Consider the following 17,595-nt stretch of genomic DNA (forward strand, 5'->3'; position numbering starts at 1 on the left):
TAAACGACCAAGTTCACCAATAAAAGCGCCTTAGCCGCACCAACGAACAACGAAAACTTCACTTGATTTAAACTTCTTATTAAGCAATTATTCGTAGCTTATTTTTTGCAAACGAAAACAAATAATAGGGAAGAAAATGCAAAACAATACGAAGCTTGGAGTGCTCCTTTCGCTGACTGCAACGCTGCTTATTGCCGGGTGCTCGAGCACCGCAACAACTTCGACAGGTGAATCAGTAGGTCCAATTTTTATGACTGATTACATCGATCTCAAGTTGGGATTATGTCAAGTTCCGGTGAGTTACGATCAAGCGACGGAATATGCCGGTGTCAATGCAACCATGTCTCCAGCGGAACGACAGGCAGAGAAAAAAGAGGCGTGGGAATCATGGATGACAGTGATTCAAGAGCATAAAACAGACGTCACCGCCAAACCTCAAATTTTCAACGTTGACACAGTTGCAGTGTTTGAGCGCGATTCCGACCAAGACGGCGTTGTTTATTTCCAAGATGATAGATCAACATCTAACTCATCACAGAGACAAAAATTTAAGTGGATCGATTATCACTCGAGTGAATCCACAATGCCGTCGCAAATACTAACCATTCTGCGCGGTGAGGGCTACCATTTTCCCATCCCATACGGACTTGTAGATTGGCAGGTTCATCCCAACATGGAGTTCCGAAGAGAAGCAATCATCAATCAACGCAAAAGCAGCGCAATAGAAGACTACTATCAGTCATATTTCTCCACAAGTGCTGAACAAGTTCACGTGGTAACACATAACTTTAATGCCAGAACTAAAGTCACATCCGATAAAACATCGATTGGCTCGGATCGATACGGACATGGAGTTCTGATCAATGTCGGCGAATGGTTTGAACATCCTGACTCGCTAATTAAAAAGACAGAGAACGGAGAATTCGTTTTTGATTTCAGAAATATCGATTTTGTTGAAAAGTTTGGATTCTATCCCGATGCTAAAGATCTATTTGTCCGAGTTTCATATATTTATCAAATCTCTCGCTGCGAGGGTCGAAACCTAATGGGAGACATTAAAGAAGTAGTCGTTTATACGCCAAACAATACTGAAATTTTTAGGATCTCAATTTAACGATTTCACGTGAGGCGGGTTTAACCGACCGCCTCACGTCAGCTTAGAGCACTGAACGCGCACAAAAACCTGCGACTCTATGGCATTTGCGCTATGGCAACGAGCAATCTGACACTGTCATCGGAGGCATTCCGTCCAAACAATTAACGCAAGCCTCTCACTTCTATGGAAATCTCATCGATGTCATGGTCCTATTTTTAGGGTAGAGGTCACGGCGCCGTCAATGGGACACTTACAGCCAATACCTCTAGCGCGGCAGATTATAATCCTAGCTCATCCAACCGAACCAAACGTACCCCTACGTCTGATTCGGTCTATTGCTAACACTTAATTAAACTCGCCATTCTCATACAACGCCAAAAATGCACTGGCTTTCGTTTTACTAATCTCAGCCATTGGTAAAACCAGTTGGGTAACCCCATCGTTGAGCACCATATCTAAAGAATCAGCGTCAACTAGGCAACGAAGGAAGGACAAGCCTTCATTTTTTGAAGGTACACTTTCGCCTCTATCAAATGTCCCCGAGACGCTTACCCCATCACTATTCCAGTATGAGTAATCTGATGCGTTCGACACTGGCACTTGTGATAAACAATTTGCCGAATTCGAAACGATACTAAAATTCGGTCGCAAAGCAGCCTCGATTCCTTCTGCATGTCCATACAGCCCGAGAGACAGTCCTGGAGCCCCCTCCCCCAACGCCGAAGAGTATGCGGCAACAGTTACCCCTATATTTCCATCGATACTTGTAAAAGTAGTATAAATAAAAGAGGAATTGCTTGAACATGCAATAAAGTCAGCCTCTGGCTCAAAACCATTCGACGCACAATATTCTCGAGCTATATCAACAGGGATACCGCTCCCCTCAGAAAAGCTCAAAAGCTGCTCTTCAGTCAAGGGAATCCGTTCAAAAGTAAGTCGACGCTTATACTGATAGGTCATCTCAATCAACTTAGAGATGCTCTCGTAGGCATCAGGGGCATCAGCCTTAATAATAGGCCGTGATCCGTCAACTAGCTCCACGACAAAGGAAGTGTCTGCGAATGTCTTTAGCTCTGGCAAGTTTTGCCGAGCAAGCTCATAATCAAAGTCGGAAGTTAATGTATCATTAGTAGTCACAAGGTGAAAAGTAGCAGATTTAGTAACAGTTTCATCGCCCACCTCGGAAACTTCCAAGTCATCTCTTAATTTTAGTCCTACCCCCTCGTTAACCACAAACCAGCTGTCAAGCCAAGCTCCAGAAAAACCAGAATCCTTCGGCGTAACGACTGTGATTGCGTTATGTTTCTCGCGCACCCTTTGGTCGTAGGGTTGTATAATTGGCGACTTGACTGAAATGGAATACTCTCCTGACATTAATTCAGCAATCAAGACAATATTACCGAGATAATCTTCCTCTACATTAGGGTTTTCTGTCCGAAAAATTTCAATACTGCAACTAAAATTCGGCGTCTTATAACAGTCTTCATAAAGCTCCAACTCGGTAAACCCCGTTTTTTCGGCAATGTGCGGAAGCCAACTTGGGCCCACCTCTATGATTTTACTTTCCTCAGCCAAAACTCGTTGAAGCTGGTCTAACATAGCGACTTTCAACTCGTATCGCCCTTCTATATCTGGCACAAAGCTTAGTTTTTCAGACGACGCATCAGCCAAAATCAGCTCGCTTTCATCCGGCCGACTCGCTAACTCCCAAGAAATCTGACTTGTCTGCGGAATGCCGCCACTTTCGCCAATCGACAGTGTGATTTCTTCGTCAACAAGAGGGAATTCATCGGGTTGGATAGAGCTTTCAATGGTTAATGCAAAAGCTGGGTATTCTATAAATGAAACCTCAAATGTACAGTTTTCAGCGCCCGCAACAATGTTATACAGCATTCCATCTAAATCACCATCGCACCCAGAGATAGTATCTAAATACCAGCCGATATCTGGCAACAATTCAAAGCGATGCTCGCCTCCTATAGATGTTGTTACACTACTCGGTGTAACCGTACCGCTACCAATGACTTCAGCGTCAATGGTCACTTCAGAGGCTGTAAATTCGGCTGATACTGTGCAATTACTAGTAAGCGAAGCTATTACATAATTATTACCATCCAATGAACCGCCACATCCAGAAATTTCACTTAACTCATGCCCTGTATCTGGTGTAACTGTTAGCGACACGCGGGAACCTTCTATCACGGTCACAGTTTCCGGAGCGAGAGCTCCATTTCCTGTCACAGTAGTTTGTACAGTATATCTTCTGACCTCAGGCTCTGACGTGCTCCCCCCGGAACCACCACAACCAATAATCGAACTGACAAATAGAAAACAAAATATTGCACGCGCATAGATTGGGCCACGTTTTCGAATGAGACGTTTCATGACTTTTTTATCCAATGAGTTCTTTTCAAGTGAGAAGCTTAATTGTATACACTATCCCGTTACAAAAAACATAAATAATGTCACAAATTTAAAAACAATATTATTAAGCGAGGCTCTAATGCGAGTCGCAGTGGCATAGAACGGCTTAAAGTATACACAATTGTTACAAGTAATTAGAGATTAAGTATACAATACCACTAATGTTTGAATTTCTGGCGGGTACAGTGCAATGGCGCACATTATAAGCATAGTTATTTTACTAGCCGTATTCGGTACGATTGGCTACTTTATTTATTCGTTAACTATAGATTATGTCTGGCCTTTTTTGACATCTTTTTGGGTCGGGTTCCAATGGTTCTCATGGTTCGTAGTCATTTCAGTTCTTTTTTTGTTGCTTTACCGAGTAATACTTTTGTTGGCGTTTTACGCGAATAAACTTAGAGGCGGCGAAGTTGGGCAAGCTCAACGTATAGCCCAGCTCTGGTATCGACAAGAAACAACGACATCGTGTGCAATTGCCTGCCAAAGGATCATTTTACAGCTCTACGGTCTAGTTCGCTCAGAAGAAGACCTGAGTAAACGCCAAGCTGCAGTGGGAGCATATAAAGAAGGTAAAGGTGCTACCTCTGTTACTCAATTACTTCATGGCTACAAGCTCAAGTTATCGGGGTATACAGTCGATGAGTTGAAAAGCTTAGAACGAACGCTGTGGAGTGAGTTGGTCCGCTCTAAAGTGATCATCACATCAGTAAACTCTTACCTATTAAACAACCAAGATTCAAATTTCGAAGCAAAAAATCCAATTCCTGACCATGCCATTCTTATTACAGGACTCGTTTTCGAGCGTACCAAACCATATGTTTTATATTGCGACCCAGGAGTTGAAGGTGGCGCCTTAAAAAAAGTCTCTCTTAGCTTCTTTAAAAATGCATTGGGCTCAAAGATTTTTAGCGTTTCAAAACAACGCAAAATACCGATAGAATTGCCCACTTTTTTCTCGTCTTGGTTGTTAAAACGCGAGCACAAGAGTGCCAACAGTTCTAGCCAAAGCTCAGCCAAAGCCATCGGCACTTGCAACCAGTGCGCACAAAACTTCAAGATACCTGCCACTGGGAACATCATCGCCCGATGCCCAAAGTGTGGAGTTAAGTCACAGTTTGTTGACGGTCAAAGCGTTCAAAACTAAATGCTAAGTCCTGTGCAGAGTTTGAACGCTACAAGCAAATTAGTTCATCGGCAACCGCACCGACTTAAATGGTGTCCTCTGCAGAACACTCTCACCTAAAAAGTGGCTAATGATGGCGTTGCGGCGTCTTACAATCCATTCGTTGTCGAGCAGAGACTGTTTCATGTCCTCTTCGCTTGTCTCTTTTAGTCTCCACTAATCATTTCTAAATTCGGCATCCGCGTTTTAAGGCACTCGGTTTCAAGTATGCCCGTCACTAACTTATTAAATGTGACACCGCTCTCCACAGCTCGGATTGTCAGCTTTTTATGAACTTCAGGTGTTGTGCGAACCTGGAAGGTGCCACTAAATGGTTTCTCGGGTTCTACACCTAATGCCTCGCAATCAGCAATGTAGTCTTCTACTTCTTCTTCAAAGCTAGTACGCAACGCATCGGGGTTATCACCACAATAGGTAATTAGACTTTTAATATGCAGAACCTTGCCAGTAAGCCGGTTGTTTTCAAAGTCGACCTCAACAGTGCCTTGATAGCCCTTGTGTTTGAGTATTTTAGTCATCGTTTAGTCCAAAAATCCCATTTCTTTGAGTTGCGCAATGGTCGCTTTCAGCGCACCGCGATCTACAGGAGTACTACCGTGAGCCTTATGCAAACGGATTTGCTCACTTTTATTATGTGGATTAACAAACCTGATCCTAGAACCTGAAGTTTTTCCCATCGATATCTCTTCGAGACCAAGTTGTTCAAGAAAGGTTTTGAGCTCTTGATTGGTGATGTCGCTGGGTGTGGGCGAGCTCAAGATCCTTCTTCTAAGCTTTTCGGCTTTAGTCATTTAGTTTCGTCCGTTGATTTTAGCTCACCGCTAAATTTTTGCAATCAATTTGTAAGTGCAAAACAATTCAAAAAAGTCTCTAACCTAGTCGCTTCTGTTGGTTAAAATTAAGATCGCAGGAGCCACACTAGTGGTCAAGGTTTCAACCTCATACATTGACATCTTAGATTGCTCACATGCCTGTCAGCTATTTCTTCAGCAGCGCCCCTCGCACCAGATATTGCAGCACCGCCACCAGCAAGATAAACCCGGCAACGATATTCAAGAACCCACGAATCAATTCGAACATGGGTTGCAGCGTTTCGGTGGTGATGGTGCCTGGCGATGACTCGTCGGGCGTTACGAAAAGCTGGAAAAAGAAACCAGCGGCCCAAATGGCAATCGCCAAGAGTACGCCGAACACCAAAGCTTCCGCTGGAGGCTTGTTCAACATTAGCGTCAGAAGATCTTTGTTACGTCGAGCCATGAGCAAAACCTCGAAAAAAAGCGATACCCGCAAAACAGATACCGCCCCACCCTGAAAATTGAAATCAATGTTATAGAGCAACCATGCCAGCGAACTCAACGCCCAGCAATTAGACAAAACTCATAAAACAACAACCAAACTTGCGACGCCTTCTGTCGAAAGGTGTCAATTGAGCACAAAAGTGTCATTTGACACCTCCCACAACCAACCGAAGAACCATACAATTGACATTATAAAAACATAATATTAAAACTATGCCCATCATAAAAAGGAGTTCATCGTGTATAGACCAAGGGAAGTCGACCAAGCCGTTATCGCAATCTGGGTATCACTCGGAATATCTGTTGCTTCAGCCATTATTAGTAAATGGATGAACTACGTTACTGAGGGGTACTTCGTATTCTACGTTGTCTTATATGGGCTCTTCTGCCTGCTGCCGTATCACATAGGTCGCGGTAGTAACACGGCACGGTGGATTTACACTGTTTTGTCGGCGTTCGGCTTAGTCTTGTTTCTGGGGTTGGGTTTCGCCGATATGCCGCCGCCAGATGTGATTGCCTCGATTATCGGTATCCCTCTTACACTATTCGCGATTGTGCGGTTGTTTCAGGAGAGGTCTAAGGACTGGTTTGAAGAACAGGGGTCGAATTAATATGCGTAGTCTATTCGCGGGCCTTTTTGCCGTAACACTATTTGTTTCACTACCCGCAACGAGCGCAGAGACGCGACGTACCAATCATTACTCTCCCATGGCCGAATATACAGCCAGTATCTTCAAGGCCGTAAAGCAATACCTTCCCTCAGAATCCGAAGCAAGACGCGGTGTTAGCTGCAAAGTATCGTTTAGGCAAAACCGTTCAGGCTATGTTCAGGAGATTAAAGTGATTAAATGTAGCGACGGAACAACCAGTAACCTGCTGTTCCAAGCGATAGCAAAGGCGTCACCGATGCCACAGCCAACACGACCTGAAGATTTCCAGGAAGAGGTTACGATTACTTACGCTCCCCAACCGTAATTCCCTGCCTCATTAGGAGAGTTAACGACAATGAAATTCAGAACCTTTGCTCTTTCCTTACTTTTTGCTTTTACCTTGGCGTCATGCGCGGCGTTTGACCCCGTGAATTTAGGCGTCATCCAGTTCGAGAATGGCAACTACGATAAGGCAGCGAGTTTTTGGAATGGGCCGGCACAAGAAGGGAACATGTACGCCCAGCATAACGTAGGCTTACTGTGGCTCAACGGACTTGGAAATACCCCCAAAGACACCGGTGAGGCGTCGCATTGGTTTATACGCGCAGCTCGCCAAGGCTATGTACCGTCGATGTACCTATTAGCTACGCTGCAGTTTGAGGCCGGGTATACAGAGGCAGCCCACAGTTGGGCTTACCTCGCTGCTCGATGGGGGCATCATGAATCGCAGGTTTTGCTTCGGCAGAAAGGATATGACGTTCCAGAACCTGATCTGTTGATTGCGCAGCAACGAGAACTAGAAAGACAAGAAGCGGAAGCAGCCGAGCGTACTGAAAATGCGCTCATTTTTGCAGCCGCTCTGCTTGGGGCGGCGGGAAATTATTATACGAAAAAATCCGAAGCCCGGACCGAGGCGCTGAAGCGCAAGACCGAACGTCAGCAAACATATCCAAGCAGTAACTCACGCCCCAAGCAGCAACAGTCGGGTTATACGCCTAAACCCTTTGTTAATAGTTTTATGAATAATGAGCGTAAGTCAGTAGACGCCGAGAACACACGGCCTAAATCACATTGGTGGACAAGTAAAAGGGAACAACAAAGTACCGGCTTTTCGGAATCTACTCAACGCAAGTCAGCGCCCTCACCGATGACTGTAGATCAGGTCAGTGCAACGCAATGTACCTATGATGCCGATTGTGCTGGCGGTCAAATTTGCATCAGAGACCTGAATCGATATAAAGGTGTTTGCGCGGTACCGAGCCGGGAGTCACGCGAAACCCTTGATTTGAATCCGCGTAGCCCATTTGAAATAAAGCGAGGCAGCGAACGAGCGTGTCGTGGTAACACGGACTGCAAGATTGGCTACTATTGCAGCTCCGAGATTAATGCCTGTGTTAGAAAGGGTGACTGAACAATCGCAATCACCACTCTCCGTATTTAATTACAGCAATTTACACCCTAATTACGATTAAACTGTAATAGATGATTGATCTATCCTGCTTCTTGCGTTATAAACCAATAACTAACCAAGGAGTGAATATGCGCAAACAGAAACTATCATTTAGTGATTCGAAACGCTTAGTGGAACATGCAATGAATCATGTTTTGCAGCGAGAGTTGGCCGAAATATTGGGAGTCGCAGCATCGCGCCTATCGGAGGCCAAAAAAGGCCAGTACGCGCTGAAGCCCGAGCACCGTGAAAAAGTGGAACAGTTGTTTGGTCCTTTACAAACCGTCAAAGGGCAATGGCTTGTAGGCGAACTACTCTCAGCAAAGGAAAGCCTGGAACAACGAGTGGCCGGCACGGTCGAGGCATTTCATACGCTGCAGCGCGTTGTTGAATTCAATCAACGTCTGGGGTCAAGTTTAGGTAAGGTCATTTCATTTGTCGACACATCAGATCTTGAAGATGATGACGAACTATCAATTTCTTTTCTCGAGTCTTTGCCTGCCGAAAAGGCCATAGAAAAGTTCAACGAATTAATCTATTCGCCGGTCGTGCGAGCATTCTTTCAAGCCTACGGTGAGCAGCTTACCGATGAACGTGCATTCACAAAAGGGCACAAAAAGCTGAGTGAAGAAATTGCTTCGCTTCCTGGTGCACGTGACCAAGGCCGTCATACATTCAAAGAATATCTTTTAGCAAACTATGGCTTGATACTGGGAGCCTCTAGCGATAGCAAAATAATAGAAAAGTGCCGATTGATCCACGAGGGGGTTACTCTTACTGAAGCGTATCAAGCCACACTGGAACAATTAGCAATGCCATTACCCGGAAAACTCGTATTCACGAAGCCCCATGGCCGCTACTATTTCGGCTCATCTATGGAAAGAGAGTACATTGTTGCTGCGCAGCACATCTTGAAAGCTAACATAGCCCGAGAGCTAGTTAAAGGTCAGTGCGAAATCAACTTGGATATCTACTTAGGTGAAGACGCCACACACTACATTATTATTGAAGTTGCTGCTAAGTCGGGTTTGAACAAGAAGCTCATCAAGGGAAACGTGCCGTATCGGGAACTTATTTCGCAGCTCGATGCAATAGCTGATGAACTTGCTATCTCCCGTTCTGTTTTAGTCGATAACAAATTCAAAGAACGGCTGGCTGAACATGGGGGCTATATACCAACGGCCACAGTACTTGAGTAAACCTCCTAACGTCTTCCCCAAAACGCAAAAAGCGACACCTGCATCAGCAGATGTCGCTTTCTCAATCTAGGTAGCCCGTAGTTCTACTACGGGTCTAACCACCCAACTACAGCGATGTCAATCAAACCACCCGAGTGTGCCCCACGGCTTCCCCCGCAGTAGAACTGCGGGCTACGTTACTTCGAAGCCAGCGCCAGCACCTCGCGCACGACCGAGCAAGTCTTCTCAATCTCGGCAGAGGTTAACGTCGGATGCACCAAAAACATCAGCGACGTCTCACCCAGCTCACGGGCGACTGGCAACGGCTCAGCAGGGCGCCAGCCGGTGCCATCAAAGGCTTTCTCTAAGTAAACTTCTGAGCATGAGCCTTGGAAGCAAGGTACGCCACGCGCGACGATTTCTGAGACGATGCGGTCGCGGCTCCAGCCGTCGGCTAAAAGCGATGGTTCGACAAAGCAGTAGTGCTTGTAGCAGGCATGGTCCATGTGCGCGGGTACATCGGGGGTACGAATCAACGCAAACGACGAACAGGCCTCAACTATCGCGGCGGTATTGCGCTGACGGGCGGCGGTCCAGTCAGCCGTGCGGCGTAACTGAATGCGCCCGATTGCAGCTTGCATTTCCATCATGCGCCAGTTGGTACCGAAGCTTTCGTGCAACCAGCGGAAACCTGGTGGATGCTCGCGCTCGTAAACGGCTTCGTAGCTCTTGCCGTGATCTTTGAACGACCACATTTTGCGCCACAAAGCTTCGTCGTTGGTGGTAACCATGCCACCTTCGCCACCGGTGGTCATGATTTTGTCTTGGCAGAAGGACCATGCGCCGATGTGGCCGATGCTCCCCACTGCGCGACCTTTGTAGCGTGCGCCATGGGCTTGGGCGCAGTCTTCAATGACAAACAGACCGTGTTTGTCGGCCAATTCCATAATGGCGTCCATTTCGGCAGGACGCCCAGCCAAGTGCACCACAATAATGGCTTTGGTACGTGGCGTAATGACTGGCTCGATGGTGTGTGCTTCGATATTCTGCGTGTCACGATCGACATCAGCAAATGCAGGCGTAGCGCCTGCATTCACTACGGTCGAAATCGATGCAATGAAGGTACGTGGCGTAACGATAACTTCATCGCCCTCACCCACTCCCAACGCTTTCAACGCAACATCCAGCGCTAAAGTACCGTTGCCGAGTGCGACAGCATATGACGCATCAGCCCATGCGGCGAACTCTTTTTCAAACTCGCGGCATTCGATGCCAGTCCAATAGTTAACGCGATTCGATAAAACGACATCGTGTACCGCCTTGGCCTCTTCTTCAGTGAATGATGGCCAAGGGGAAAAGGGGGTGTTTAGCATTTAGTTGTTCTTCCTAATTAGAAGAGTTTTTTCGCCGGCGCGGTATAATATGTCCCACTGCCTTTTATAGAGCTTTGGATTGTACATCCTGCTCCGATATTAACTCTGTTTCCTATTTTTTTCTTCGGCACTACTCGAGCTCCAGAGCCTAAAAAGCAACTTTCCCCGATTTGAACAGCGCCAGTAATATCAACATGTGAACTGAGCGTTGAAAAGTCGCCTATTACTGCATCATGCCCGATTGACGTATAGCAATTGAGAGTTACAAAGTTCCCAATCCGGGTGTTCGCAGACAAAACCGAGAACGGACAAACTATCGTTCCAACTCCAATATTAGAAGTTCTCGTAATTACAGCAGTAGGATGAATTAGAGTTTGAAACTGAGCTTTATAACCCGCGAATTTTTTTAAGATATTTCTTTTGGCTTCAGGGGAACCAACCCCCAAAAGAAACCTGTCGCTTTTCTCGGGCTTGAAATTGGTAATATCACCTAAAAAATCCAAGTTGTATCCGAAAGATTTTAAGTCTGCGTGTTTATCGTCAAGGTAATGCGTTATTAAATGATTAGCGGTTATTTCATTGGTATCACTGGCCCATTCCAAAACTTCTCTAGCGAAACCTCCAGCACCAATAAGAATCAATCTAGACATCTACAGTTACCTTACCGTATAACCGCCATCAACTCTTAATGAGCTGCCGGTAATCCAATTACTTCCATCGGACAATAGAAAAATGACAGCATTAGCTACATCTGACGTTTTTCCCAGTCCGAGCAAGTGCCTATTTTCCAGCTCTTCCTGAGCGGAGCTGCCACTGTTTTTAAATCGTTTCTCTAGCATTTCTGTGAGTACAGCACCTGCGTTTACACTATTAACTCTGATTTTACGCTGCGCAACTTCACATGCCAATGATCGAGTTAATCCATCTATCGCTGACTTCGAAGCACTGTACATTCCATAACCAGCTTGTCCGGTCAAACTTGCTACCGAGGACATAAATACTAAAGATCCTGCGTCTTTCATTATATTCTTTTTGGACGCGGCGCGAGCAACGCCAAACCCAGCAAAAACACTAGCAGCAAATATTTCATCAACGTTTCTTTGTTTAACCAAACGTGCGGGTAATACCGTTTCAATTCCCGCTGAATGAAAAATACCATCGAGAGGGCCTACTCGTTCAACTGCATCCGAAATCAATTGATACGTATTATCAGCGTCGCGCAACTCACCAACCATAAGTTCGTGATTGTCGCCGTCTAGCTTTTCGCGAATACCATTGAGTCTTTCAAGGTTTCGCCCACCGAGAATAAGCTGACAACCAAGTTGCGATAATTTTACCGCTGTGTGAGCACCGATGCCTGAGCTCGCACCGGTTATGAGTATCTTCTTACCGCTAAAACTGTTTCTATCAAATAAATTCATAGTTCTATCGTTTCCACACACTTCAGTGGTCCAATATCAACAGATGCTGCGCCCCATGAATAGCCGACACCGAACCCAAACATTGCGATATGATTCCTTCGTTGTGACAGTTCAGATTGCATTCGTGTTGTCATCAAAAGAGGTATCGATGCAGAGCTCGTGTTTCCAAACTCTTCAATATTCATGGGAACTTTATCGAGTGGTAAACGAGATTTTTTGCACAAATGATTCAGCATGAACTTATTTGCTTGATGAAAAAGAAATCCATCAAATTCATCTAGCGAACCATTTGCAGCAGTCAAAAGAGAATTCACTAAAGCGGGTACTCTCTTTAACGTAAAATTAAATATAGCCCCACCATCCATATAGAGCTTATCCATATCTCGTTCCTTCAAGCGCGTATCCAAAGATACATTCCCATAAATTGGGCTATTTGGAACAATCAAGTTTGCCGCCCCAGACCCATCACTCCCTAAAACGAAAACGCTTTCTGATGATGAGTCAGTGTACTCGATAGCGGTGGCCGTTCCAGCATCACCAAATAACATCGCGGTTGCTCTATCATTTGGATCTGATATGGAACTTATGGTGTCGCCAACTAACAAAAGCACTCTTTTTAAGGATTCACCATTTATTAAACTCGAACAAAGCCAAACCCCATAAGGGTAAGCCGAACAGCCCAAATTCACGTCAAATGCTATACAACTTGATGATAACTCGAGTTGACTCTGTAATTTACACGCCGTGGCAGGCAAAACATGAGATGGCGTTTGACTCATGAATATAATTGCATCCACCGAAGAACGCTCCCAACCCAATTTATCGAGAAGCGTGTTAGCGGCTGCAAAACAAAGATCTTCTGTACGAACTCCATTGGGAGCTCTTCGTCGACTTTGCACACCAGTCATTTTTGAAACGTCGGAAATTTCCTCTGATGAGAATCGATCAAGGAAGTAATCATTTCCGACATTTATTTCTGGAACACATGATACTACCCCGACAATTGAAGTTCCCGAGGTTATGCGGACTTTAGGTTCATCAATCAAGCGCGTGTCCCCCATTATAAGCCTTAACTATTCTCTTTTATTAACTTTTCAATGTCTGCAACCGTTTCGCACTCTGCTAACTTCACACCGTCTAGCGCAACATCATACAAATTATCCACTAGCGCTATTGTCGAAACCACCGCCATGGAATCCCACTCTTGCTCGCCATTAGCTAGATCAAAAGAAGCATCTACACTATCTTCTGGCACTTCCAGGATTTCTGCAATTCCACTATATAAGTCTTTCATTTAAATCTCCTTTTAGATTGTTACTGTGCAACCTGCCCATGATAAACCTACACCAAAGCCGAGAAAAACAACTTCATCTCCGGGCTCCAACATCTTACCATCGAACATTCGCTCTAAAGCCATAGGGATGGTGGAAGAAACAGTGTTACCTCCGTCCTCCATCAAAATTGGAACTTTTTCTTTGGGAACTTTCAATTTTTTGCTCAAAGCTTCAAGCATGAATTTATTGGCTTGATGTAAAACAAAAAATTTATAATCTTCTTTGTCTCGACCACTCTTCTTTAAGATTTGATCAAGAGCCTTCGGAACCTCTCTGAGCGTGAAATTTAGAACGTTCGCCCCATTCATAAACAAGTTACATTGTGTGCGAATATTACCGGAAGAATCCGTAACTTCCTCGTAATCTTTTTCGGTGCGAATTGGTTGCCTCATGCCACCAACAGGTACTATTAGATCTTTTGCTCCGCTACCATCAGTACCGAAAACGAAATTAGATATCCGTGGACAATCACTATTACACGCCGAAATTAACGTTGCTGCTGCACCGTCACCAAAAAGAGTTCGCACACTTTTGTCCATCGGATGTATAAACTTGGTATAAGTATCCGCTGTCAAAAGCAACACATTATTAACTTGCCCTGATTCAATAAGACCTTTGGCCAAAGACAGACCGTAAACAAAACCGGAACACCCCAAATTAATGTCTACAGCACCAGCAGAACGATTAATGTTCAATCTATCTTGAATAATACAAGCCGAAGTAGGTAAAAAGTAATCAGGCGCTTGTGTGCAGAAGATAACGTAGTCAATGGATTCATGCGATACTTGATGTTCTGAAAAAAGTCGTTCAGCAGCATGACAAGCTAAATCCAATGCTGTCTCGTTTTCATCTGCAATGTATCGATTCTCGATTCCGGTCTTACTGTAGATTTTATCTGCAGTCCAATCGCTAAATACTTCTGATAAATGTTCATTCGTTAAAACAGTTTGCGGAAAATAAGACGCTATTTTTTCAATTTTTGCTACACGATTCATGTTAAATACTTAATTCTTTTTCTCTGGGTGAGTACCCTCGAAGCGATGCATGGTAACACTTCCCTCAGCCGTTATCCCTTCGCGTTTAAAAACTTTTTTCACAGTCATAAATATAATTTTAATGTCTAACCATAGTGATTGATTATCAACATACCAGACATCTAGCTTGAACTTTTCTTCCCAACTAATGGCATTGCGACCATTCACTTGTGCCCAACCTGTAACGCCCGGGCGAACTTCGTGTCGACGTGCTTGTTCGGGGGTGTACAAATCGAGATATTCCATTAACAGTGGGCGAGGACCGACCAGACTCATGTCACCTTTTAGTACATTCCATAGTTCGGGGAGTTCATCCAGGCTTGTTGCTCTTAAAAATGCGCCGAATTTAGTGATGCGCTCTGAATCTGGTAAGGAATTGCCGTTGCTATCAAAGGCATCGCGCATGGTGCGGAACTTGAACATTCGGAATGGCTTTCCATGAACACCTGGGCGAAGTTGATAAAAGAAAATGGGTGCGCCAAGATTGATGCTGATCAGTAGGCTCAATACTAGAATTAACGGAAGCAACGCTAGCAATCCAATCAGCGCAGCACAAAAATCTAAGAAGCGTTTCATCCTTTAATAATTCCCATTGCCTTAAGCATCTCGTCATTCACTCTATGAACATCGTATTTTTCACAAGCAATTTCGCGAGAGCGCTGCCCCATTGAATCGATTAACTCGGGTTGCTGAATAAAACGCTCCATTGCGGTAATTAGTTGTTCAACAGATTGTACATCGACCAAAAAGCCATTATCGCCATCGACAACTGTCTCACGACATCCTGGAGCATCTGTTGTTATGATCGCACGACCCATTGACATCGCCTCTAATACGGAGCGTGGCGTTCCCTCTCGGTAACTTGGAAGTACATAGACGTGACTATCCGAGATAAACGGACGTACGTCGCTTACCGCACCGCGCCATTGAACAATACCCTGTTGTAACCAAGATTTTACTTCCCCTTCTGAAATACCGTTTGGGTTGGTATCAAGCCCCCCCACCAAATGAAATTGGGTTTCAGGATATCTATTTGAAATTTCTCGTGCAGCGGCGACATACTCACGAATACCTTTATCTCCTAAAAGGCGAGCGATAAGGAGGTAATTGATTGTCGCCTTTGACGGGAGCGGGGCCTTCGCAAAGTTACCGGTATCTACGCCCGAACCATTCACGACTTTTGTCCGAATATCTCTAGGCAAAAGGCCGTTCGTAGTGAATTCTTCCAAATCATCAGGGTTCTGAAAAAAGACCAGCGAAGCCTTCCTCAATGAATACTTATAGAGTGACTTTGCGATTTTTTGTATAACTCCTCGTAATCCTCTGGCCTTTCCGGTAAACGCGTACCCAAGCCCAGTAATCAAAGCTACGCGACTACTTACTCCAGCATAGTAAGACGCAACAACACCCCATATTACGGGCTTAGCTGTGTACCCGAAAAATATATCTATTTTATGTAGCTTAACTAGACGATAAAGCTGATAGCAAGTTCTTATGTCGCATAATGGATTAAGGCCATTGCGCTGCATAGCAATATTGTGACAGACGACTCCCTTTTTTTCTAGTGTTTGCCTAACGCTCGCCCCCGGCGATAGACTTGGCGCAGCGACATGGACTTCTATGCCGACATCGATAAAGCTTTGGATAAGCTCGCCTCTGAAGTTTGTAAGAGATTCAGCCAAAGATGCTACTAAAACGATCCTCATTCTGACAGCGCCTTTAATTGTTCCTCGGAAAGGTCGTTTTTGACTATTCTGTATTTACCACTCTTCTCCCGAGGAATATCATTAACGTATTTCAGTTCCACCTGCATTCTAGAACCCAATCTACTTTGTAGATTATCGAGAAAGATAATTTCATCCTCCATAGAGTATAAATTGTTAGTTACAAGCAAAATTCTCACAGCATCTGGAGATTCCTGATGAACTTGGAATTGAACGATCCCCGACGTACCCTTTGTACAATTGCTGATATTGCCTAAATTTACCTTTCCATGCTCCGGTGACCAAATAAAATCTGAACTACGACCGACTATTTGCTTGACTAACGGGTGGTGAGAGCCACAATCACAATTCTGATTGGATGTATCAAGTACTAAACTGTCACCTATACGATATCGTATGAGTGGAGTGCCTCTCGTAGTAAATGAGGTAACTAATAACTCGCCCTCCGACGCCGACTTGCCATTAATGTCTACCACTTCAAAAACACCTGACAAGAGGTGTATGTGAAGATTTCCATATTCGCATTCCAAAATGAACGGCGCCCCCTCGGATGAGGCGTATTGGTCCACAAGCCTGCAACCGAGAATATCTCCGATGACGTCTCTATGTTCTTTTAAGACAACTTCTGCCGTAGGGAAAAACACCTTAACTTTATTCCTAAGTCTGAGTCCTCTCTGCTTAGCCATAAGGCAAATATCGTAAACACTCGAAGGAAAACCGACTAAAAATTCTGCCTCAAAATTTTCGAGAGCCCTCCAGTAAACATCGAAATTTTTCTGATTAATGTGAAAGGTAGAGAAAAATCTAATTTTGTTAAGCCAATCATCGCGATAGCAATAGCCTTTCGATATGTCCCTCTGTCTCACAATATCCTTACCGCTAAACCACGCAACTCGTTTTCCTAACTTGTAGCCATGTTGTTCTCTAAAATGGTCTAGAAGTGCATGTCGCTCCTGCACATCCTCACTAGTATACACAACTTTCATCGACGCCCCGGTCGTTCCCCCTGTAAGACTTACAACACCATCCGATTCAGAAATAGTGCAAATACCTTCGAGGTTTTCTATTAGGTGAGATTTTTCGAGAACATCGAAATCGGATAATTCAAGATTCCTTTTTGAACTATAATAAGTTGAATTTGTTGTCGCCCAACATAGGAAGCTTTTAAGTCTCCTCTGTTGCTCAGAAATGAGCGTTTGCAAACTTGCATTCTCGTAGTCCGCAAAGTATTTTCTATAACGGCGGTATAAACCTGTGTGCCTGCGATGATATAACCTTGAATTATAAATGCTGATCAAGAAATTCTGAATAAATATTGGTGCATACTTTAGAATATATTTCTTCACGTTTTATACCTATTCAAAACGATTAAACTTTAAGAACCAAATCTAGAAAAACAATTAAAACTTATAAAAGTGGAAAGGGAA

At 44.5% G+C, this 17,595-nt stretch carries 20 protein-coding genes; 6 read left to right on the forward strand and 14 right to left on the reverse strand.

Going from position 1 to position 17,595, the window contains the following annotated elements; all coding sequences use genetic code 11:
- Window positions 1-136 precede the first annotated feature (136 nt).
- On the forward strand, window positions 137-1,114 hold the full coding sequence (locus CWE21_RS10625; protein ID WP_126834422.1) for a hypothetical protein: 978 nt from the start codon (window positions 137-139) through the stop codon (window positions 1,112-1,114).
- Window positions 1,115-1,441: 327 nt separating this feature from the next.
- Here CWE21_RS10625 and CWE21_RS10630 read toward each other — a convergent pair whose 3' ends face one another.
- Complete coding sequence (locus tag CWE21_RS10630; protein WP_126834423.1) at window positions 1,442-3,481, reverse strand: InlB B-repeat-containing protein; 2,040 nt, start codon at window positions 3,479-3,481, stop codon at window positions 1,442-1,444.
- Window positions 3,482-3,710: 229 nt separating this feature from the next.
- Here CWE21_RS10630 and CWE21_RS10635 point away from each other — a divergent pair, with 229 nt between their 5' ends.
- Window positions 3,711-4,667 (forward strand): hypothetical protein, encoded by a 957-nt coding sequence (locus CWE21_RS10635; RefSeq protein ID WP_126834424.1) that lies wholly within the window; start codon window positions 3,711-3,713, stop codon window positions 4,665-4,667.
- A gap of 39 nt (window positions 4,668-4,706) precedes the next feature.
- Here CWE21_RS10635 and CWE21_RS13565 read toward each other — a convergent pair whose 3' ends face one another.
- From CWE21_RS13565 to CWE21_RS10650, 4 genes are all read right to left on the reverse strand, one after another.
- A complete protein-coding gene (locus CWE21_RS13565; protein ID WP_276567302.1) occupies window positions 4,707-4,832 on the reverse strand; it encodes a hypothetical protein in 126 nt (41 codons plus the stop codon).
- 20 nt (window positions 4,833-4,852) lie between these two features.
- Entirely contained in the window at window positions 4,853-5,224 is a 372-nt protein-coding gene (locus CWE21_RS10640) for a type II toxin-antitoxin system HicB family antitoxin (protein WP_126834425.1), read from the reverse strand.
- A gap of 3 nt (window positions 5,225-5,227) precedes the next feature.
- Window positions 5,228-5,497, reverse strand: a complete 270-nt coding sequence (locus tag CWE21_RS10645; RefSeq protein WP_126834426.1) for a type II toxin-antitoxin system HicA family toxin — start codon at window positions 5,495-5,497, stop codon at window positions 5,228-5,230.
- 187 nt (window positions 5,498-5,684) lie between these two features.
- Window positions 5,685-5,963: a hypothetical protein gene (locus tag CWE21_RS10650; RefSeq protein ID WP_126834427.1), complete on the reverse strand. Its 279-nt coding sequence runs from the start codon at window positions 5,961-5,963 to the stop codon at window positions 5,685-5,687.
- A 280-nt stretch (window positions 5,964-6,243) separates the two neighbouring features.
- Here CWE21_RS10650 and CWE21_RS10655 point away from each other — a divergent pair, with 280 nt between their 5' ends.
- The 4 genes from CWE21_RS10655 to CWE21_RS10670 all read left to right on the forward strand — a co-directional run bounded on the left by CWE21_RS10655 (window position 6,244) and on the right by CWE21_RS10670 (window position 9,303).
- Complete coding sequence (locus CWE21_RS10655; RefSeq protein WP_126834428.1) at window positions 6,244-6,615, forward strand: hypothetical protein; 372 nt, start codon at window positions 6,244-6,246, stop codon at window positions 6,613-6,615.
- Window positions 6,616-6,712: 97 nt separating this feature from the next.
- Window positions 6,713-6,979: a TonB C-terminal domain-containing protein gene (locus tag CWE21_RS13605; RefSeq protein ID WP_198675113.1), complete on the forward strand. Its 267-nt coding sequence runs from the start codon at window positions 6,713-6,715 to the stop codon at window positions 6,977-6,979.
- A gap of 30 nt (window positions 6,980-7,009) precedes the next feature.
- The gene (locus CWE21_RS10665) at window positions 7,010-8,065 is read left to right on the forward strand and encodes a tetratricopeptide repeat protein (RefSeq protein WP_126834430.1); all 1,056 of its coding nucleotides are present in this window, start codon (window positions 7,010-7,012) and stop codon (window positions 8,063-8,065) included.
- A 128-nt stretch (window positions 8,066-8,193) separates the two neighbouring features.
- Window positions 8,194-9,303, forward strand: a complete 1,110-nt coding sequence (locus tag CWE21_RS10670) for a hypothetical protein (protein WP_126834431.1) — start codon at window positions 8,194-8,196, stop codon at window positions 9,301-9,303.
- A gap of 176 nt (window positions 9,304-9,479) precedes the next feature.
- Here CWE21_RS10670 and CWE21_RS10675 read toward each other — a convergent pair whose 3' ends face one another.
- Genes CWE21_RS10675 through CWE21_RS10715 form a run of 9 tightly spaced genes read right to left on the reverse strand, consistent with a single transcriptional unit; the run spans window position 9,480 to window position 17,514 of the window.
- Complete coding sequence (locus CWE21_RS10675) at window positions 9,480-10,655, reverse strand: DegT/DnrJ/EryC1/StrS family aminotransferase (protein ID WP_126834432.1); 1,176 nt, start codon at window positions 10,653-10,655, stop codon at window positions 9,480-9,482.
- A gap of 17 nt (window positions 10,656-10,672) precedes the next feature.
- The gene (locus CWE21_RS10680; protein ID WP_126834433.1) at window positions 10,673-11,305 is read right to left on the reverse strand and encodes an acetyltransferase; all 633 of its coding nucleotides are present in this window, start codon (window positions 11,303-11,305) and stop codon (window positions 10,673-10,675) included.
- A gap of 6 nt (window positions 11,306-11,311) precedes the next feature.
- Entirely contained in the window at window positions 11,312-12,076 is a 765-nt protein-coding gene (locus CWE21_RS10685; RefSeq protein ID WP_126834434.1) for an SDR family NAD(P)-dependent oxidoreductase, read from the reverse strand.
- Window positions 12,073-13,122: a ketoacyl-ACP synthase III gene (locus CWE21_RS10690; protein WP_198675114.1), complete on the reverse strand. Its 1,050-nt coding sequence runs from the start codon at window positions 13,120-13,122 to the stop codon at window positions 12,073-12,075. The genes CWE21_RS10685 and CWE21_RS10690 overlap by 4 nt, the downstream gene beginning before the upstream one ends.
- Before the next feature lie 23 nt (window positions 13,123-13,145).
- A complete protein-coding gene (locus tag CWE21_RS10695) occupies window positions 13,146-13,370 on the reverse strand; it encodes a phosphopantetheine-binding protein (protein WP_126834436.1) in 225 nt (74 codons plus the stop codon).
- Between the two features lie 12 nt (window positions 13,371-13,382).
- Window positions 13,383-14,405 (reverse strand): 3-oxoacyl-ACP synthase III family protein, encoded by a 1,023-nt coding sequence (locus CWE21_RS10700; RefSeq protein WP_126834437.1) that lies wholly within the window; start codon window positions 14,403-14,405, stop codon window positions 13,383-13,385.
- A gap of 9 nt (window positions 14,406-14,414) precedes the next feature.
- Window positions 14,415-15,020 carry a sugar transferase gene (locus CWE21_RS10705; RefSeq protein WP_126834438.1) on the reverse strand — a complete coding sequence of 202 codons (606 nt, stop codon included), beginning with the start codon at window positions 15,018-15,020 and terminating at the stop codon, window positions 14,415-14,417.
- A complete protein-coding gene (locus CWE21_RS10710; RefSeq protein WP_126834439.1) occupies window positions 15,017-16,150 on the reverse strand; it encodes a glycosyltransferase family 4 protein in 1,134 nt (377 codons plus the stop codon). The genes CWE21_RS10705 and CWE21_RS10710 overlap by 4 nt, the downstream gene beginning before the upstream one ends.
- A complete protein-coding gene (locus CWE21_RS10715) occupies window positions 16,147-17,514 on the reverse strand; it encodes a phenylacetate--CoA ligase family protein (protein ID WP_126834440.1) in 1,368 nt (455 codons plus the stop codon). The genes CWE21_RS10710 and CWE21_RS10715 overlap by 4 nt, the downstream gene beginning before the upstream one ends.
- Window positions 17,515-17,595: the final 81 nt, after the last annotated feature.

The sequence above is a fragment of the Pseudidiomarina aquimaris genome (assembly GCF_003987395.1).
Lineage (GTDB): Bacteria > Pseudomonadota > Gammaproteobacteria > Enterobacterales > Alteromonadaceae > Pseudidiomarina > Pseudidiomarina aquimaris.

Bases quoted from the DNA above. Each gene is read 5' to 3' on its own strand.
- CWE21_RS10625 (WP_126834422.1), top strand. From the start codon at position 137: ATGCAAAACAATACGAAGCTTGGAGTGCTCCTTTCGCTGACTGCAACG.
- CWE21_RS10630 (WP_126834423.1), bottom strand. From the start codon at position 3,481: ATGAAACGTCTCATTCGAAAACGTGGCCCAATCTATGCGCGTGCAATA.
- CWE21_RS10635 (WP_126834424.1), top strand. From the start codon at position 3,711: ATGGCGCACATTATAAGCATAGTTATTTTACTAGCCGTATTCGGTACG.
- CWE21_RS13565 (WP_276567302.1), bottom strand. From the start codon at position 4,832: ATGAAACAGTCTCTGCTCGACAACGAATGGATTGTAAGACGCCGCAAC.
- CWE21_RS10640 (WP_126834425.1), bottom strand. From the start codon at position 5,224: ATGACTAAAATACTCAAACACAAGGGCTATCAAGGCACTGTTGAGGTC.
- CWE21_RS10645 (WP_126834426.1), bottom strand. From the start codon at position 5,497: ATGACTAAAGCCGAAAAGCTTAGAAGAAGGATCTTGAGCTCGCCCACA.
- CWE21_RS10650 (WP_126834427.1), bottom strand. From the start codon at position 5,963: ATGGCTCGACGTAACAAAGATCTTCTGACGCTAATGTTGAACAAGCCT.
- CWE21_RS13605 (WP_198675113.1), top strand. From the start codon at position 6,713: ATGGCCGAATATACAGCCAGTATCTTCAAGGCCGTAAAGCAATACCTT.
- CWE21_RS10665 (WP_126834430.1), top strand. From the start codon at position 7,010: ATGAAATTCAGAACCTTTGCTCTTTCCTTACTTTTTGCTTTTACCTTG.
- CWE21_RS10670 (WP_126834431.1), top strand. From the start codon at position 8,194: ATGCGCAAACAGAAACTATCATTTAGTGATTCGAAACGCTTAGTGGAA.
- CWE21_RS10675 (WP_126834432.1), bottom strand. From the start codon at position 10,655: ATGCTAAACACCCCCTTTTCCCCTTGGCCATCATTCACTGAAGAAGAG.
- CWE21_RS10680 (WP_126834433.1), bottom strand. From the start codon at position 11,305: ATGTCTAGATTGATTCTTATTGGTGCTGGAGGTTTCGCTAGAGAAGTT.
- CWE21_RS10685 (WP_126834434.1), bottom strand. From the start codon at position 12,076: ATGAATTTATTTGATAGAAACAGTTTTAGCGGTAAGAAGATACTCATA.
- CWE21_RS10695 (WP_126834436.1), bottom strand. From the start codon at position 13,370: ATGAAAGACTTATATAGTGGAATTGCAGAAATCCTGGAAGTGCCAGAA.
- CWE21_RS10700 (WP_126834437.1), bottom strand. From the start codon at position 14,405: ATGAATCGTGTAGCAAAAATTGAAAAAATAGCGTCTTATTTTCCGCAA.
- CWE21_RS10705 (WP_126834438.1), bottom strand. From the start codon at position 15,020: ATGAAACGCTTCTTAGATTTTTGTGCTGCGCTGATTGGATTGCTAGCG.
- CWE21_RS10710 (WP_126834439.1), bottom strand. From the start codon at position 16,150: ATGAGGATCGTTTTAGTAGCATCTTTGGCTGAATCTCTTACAAACTTC.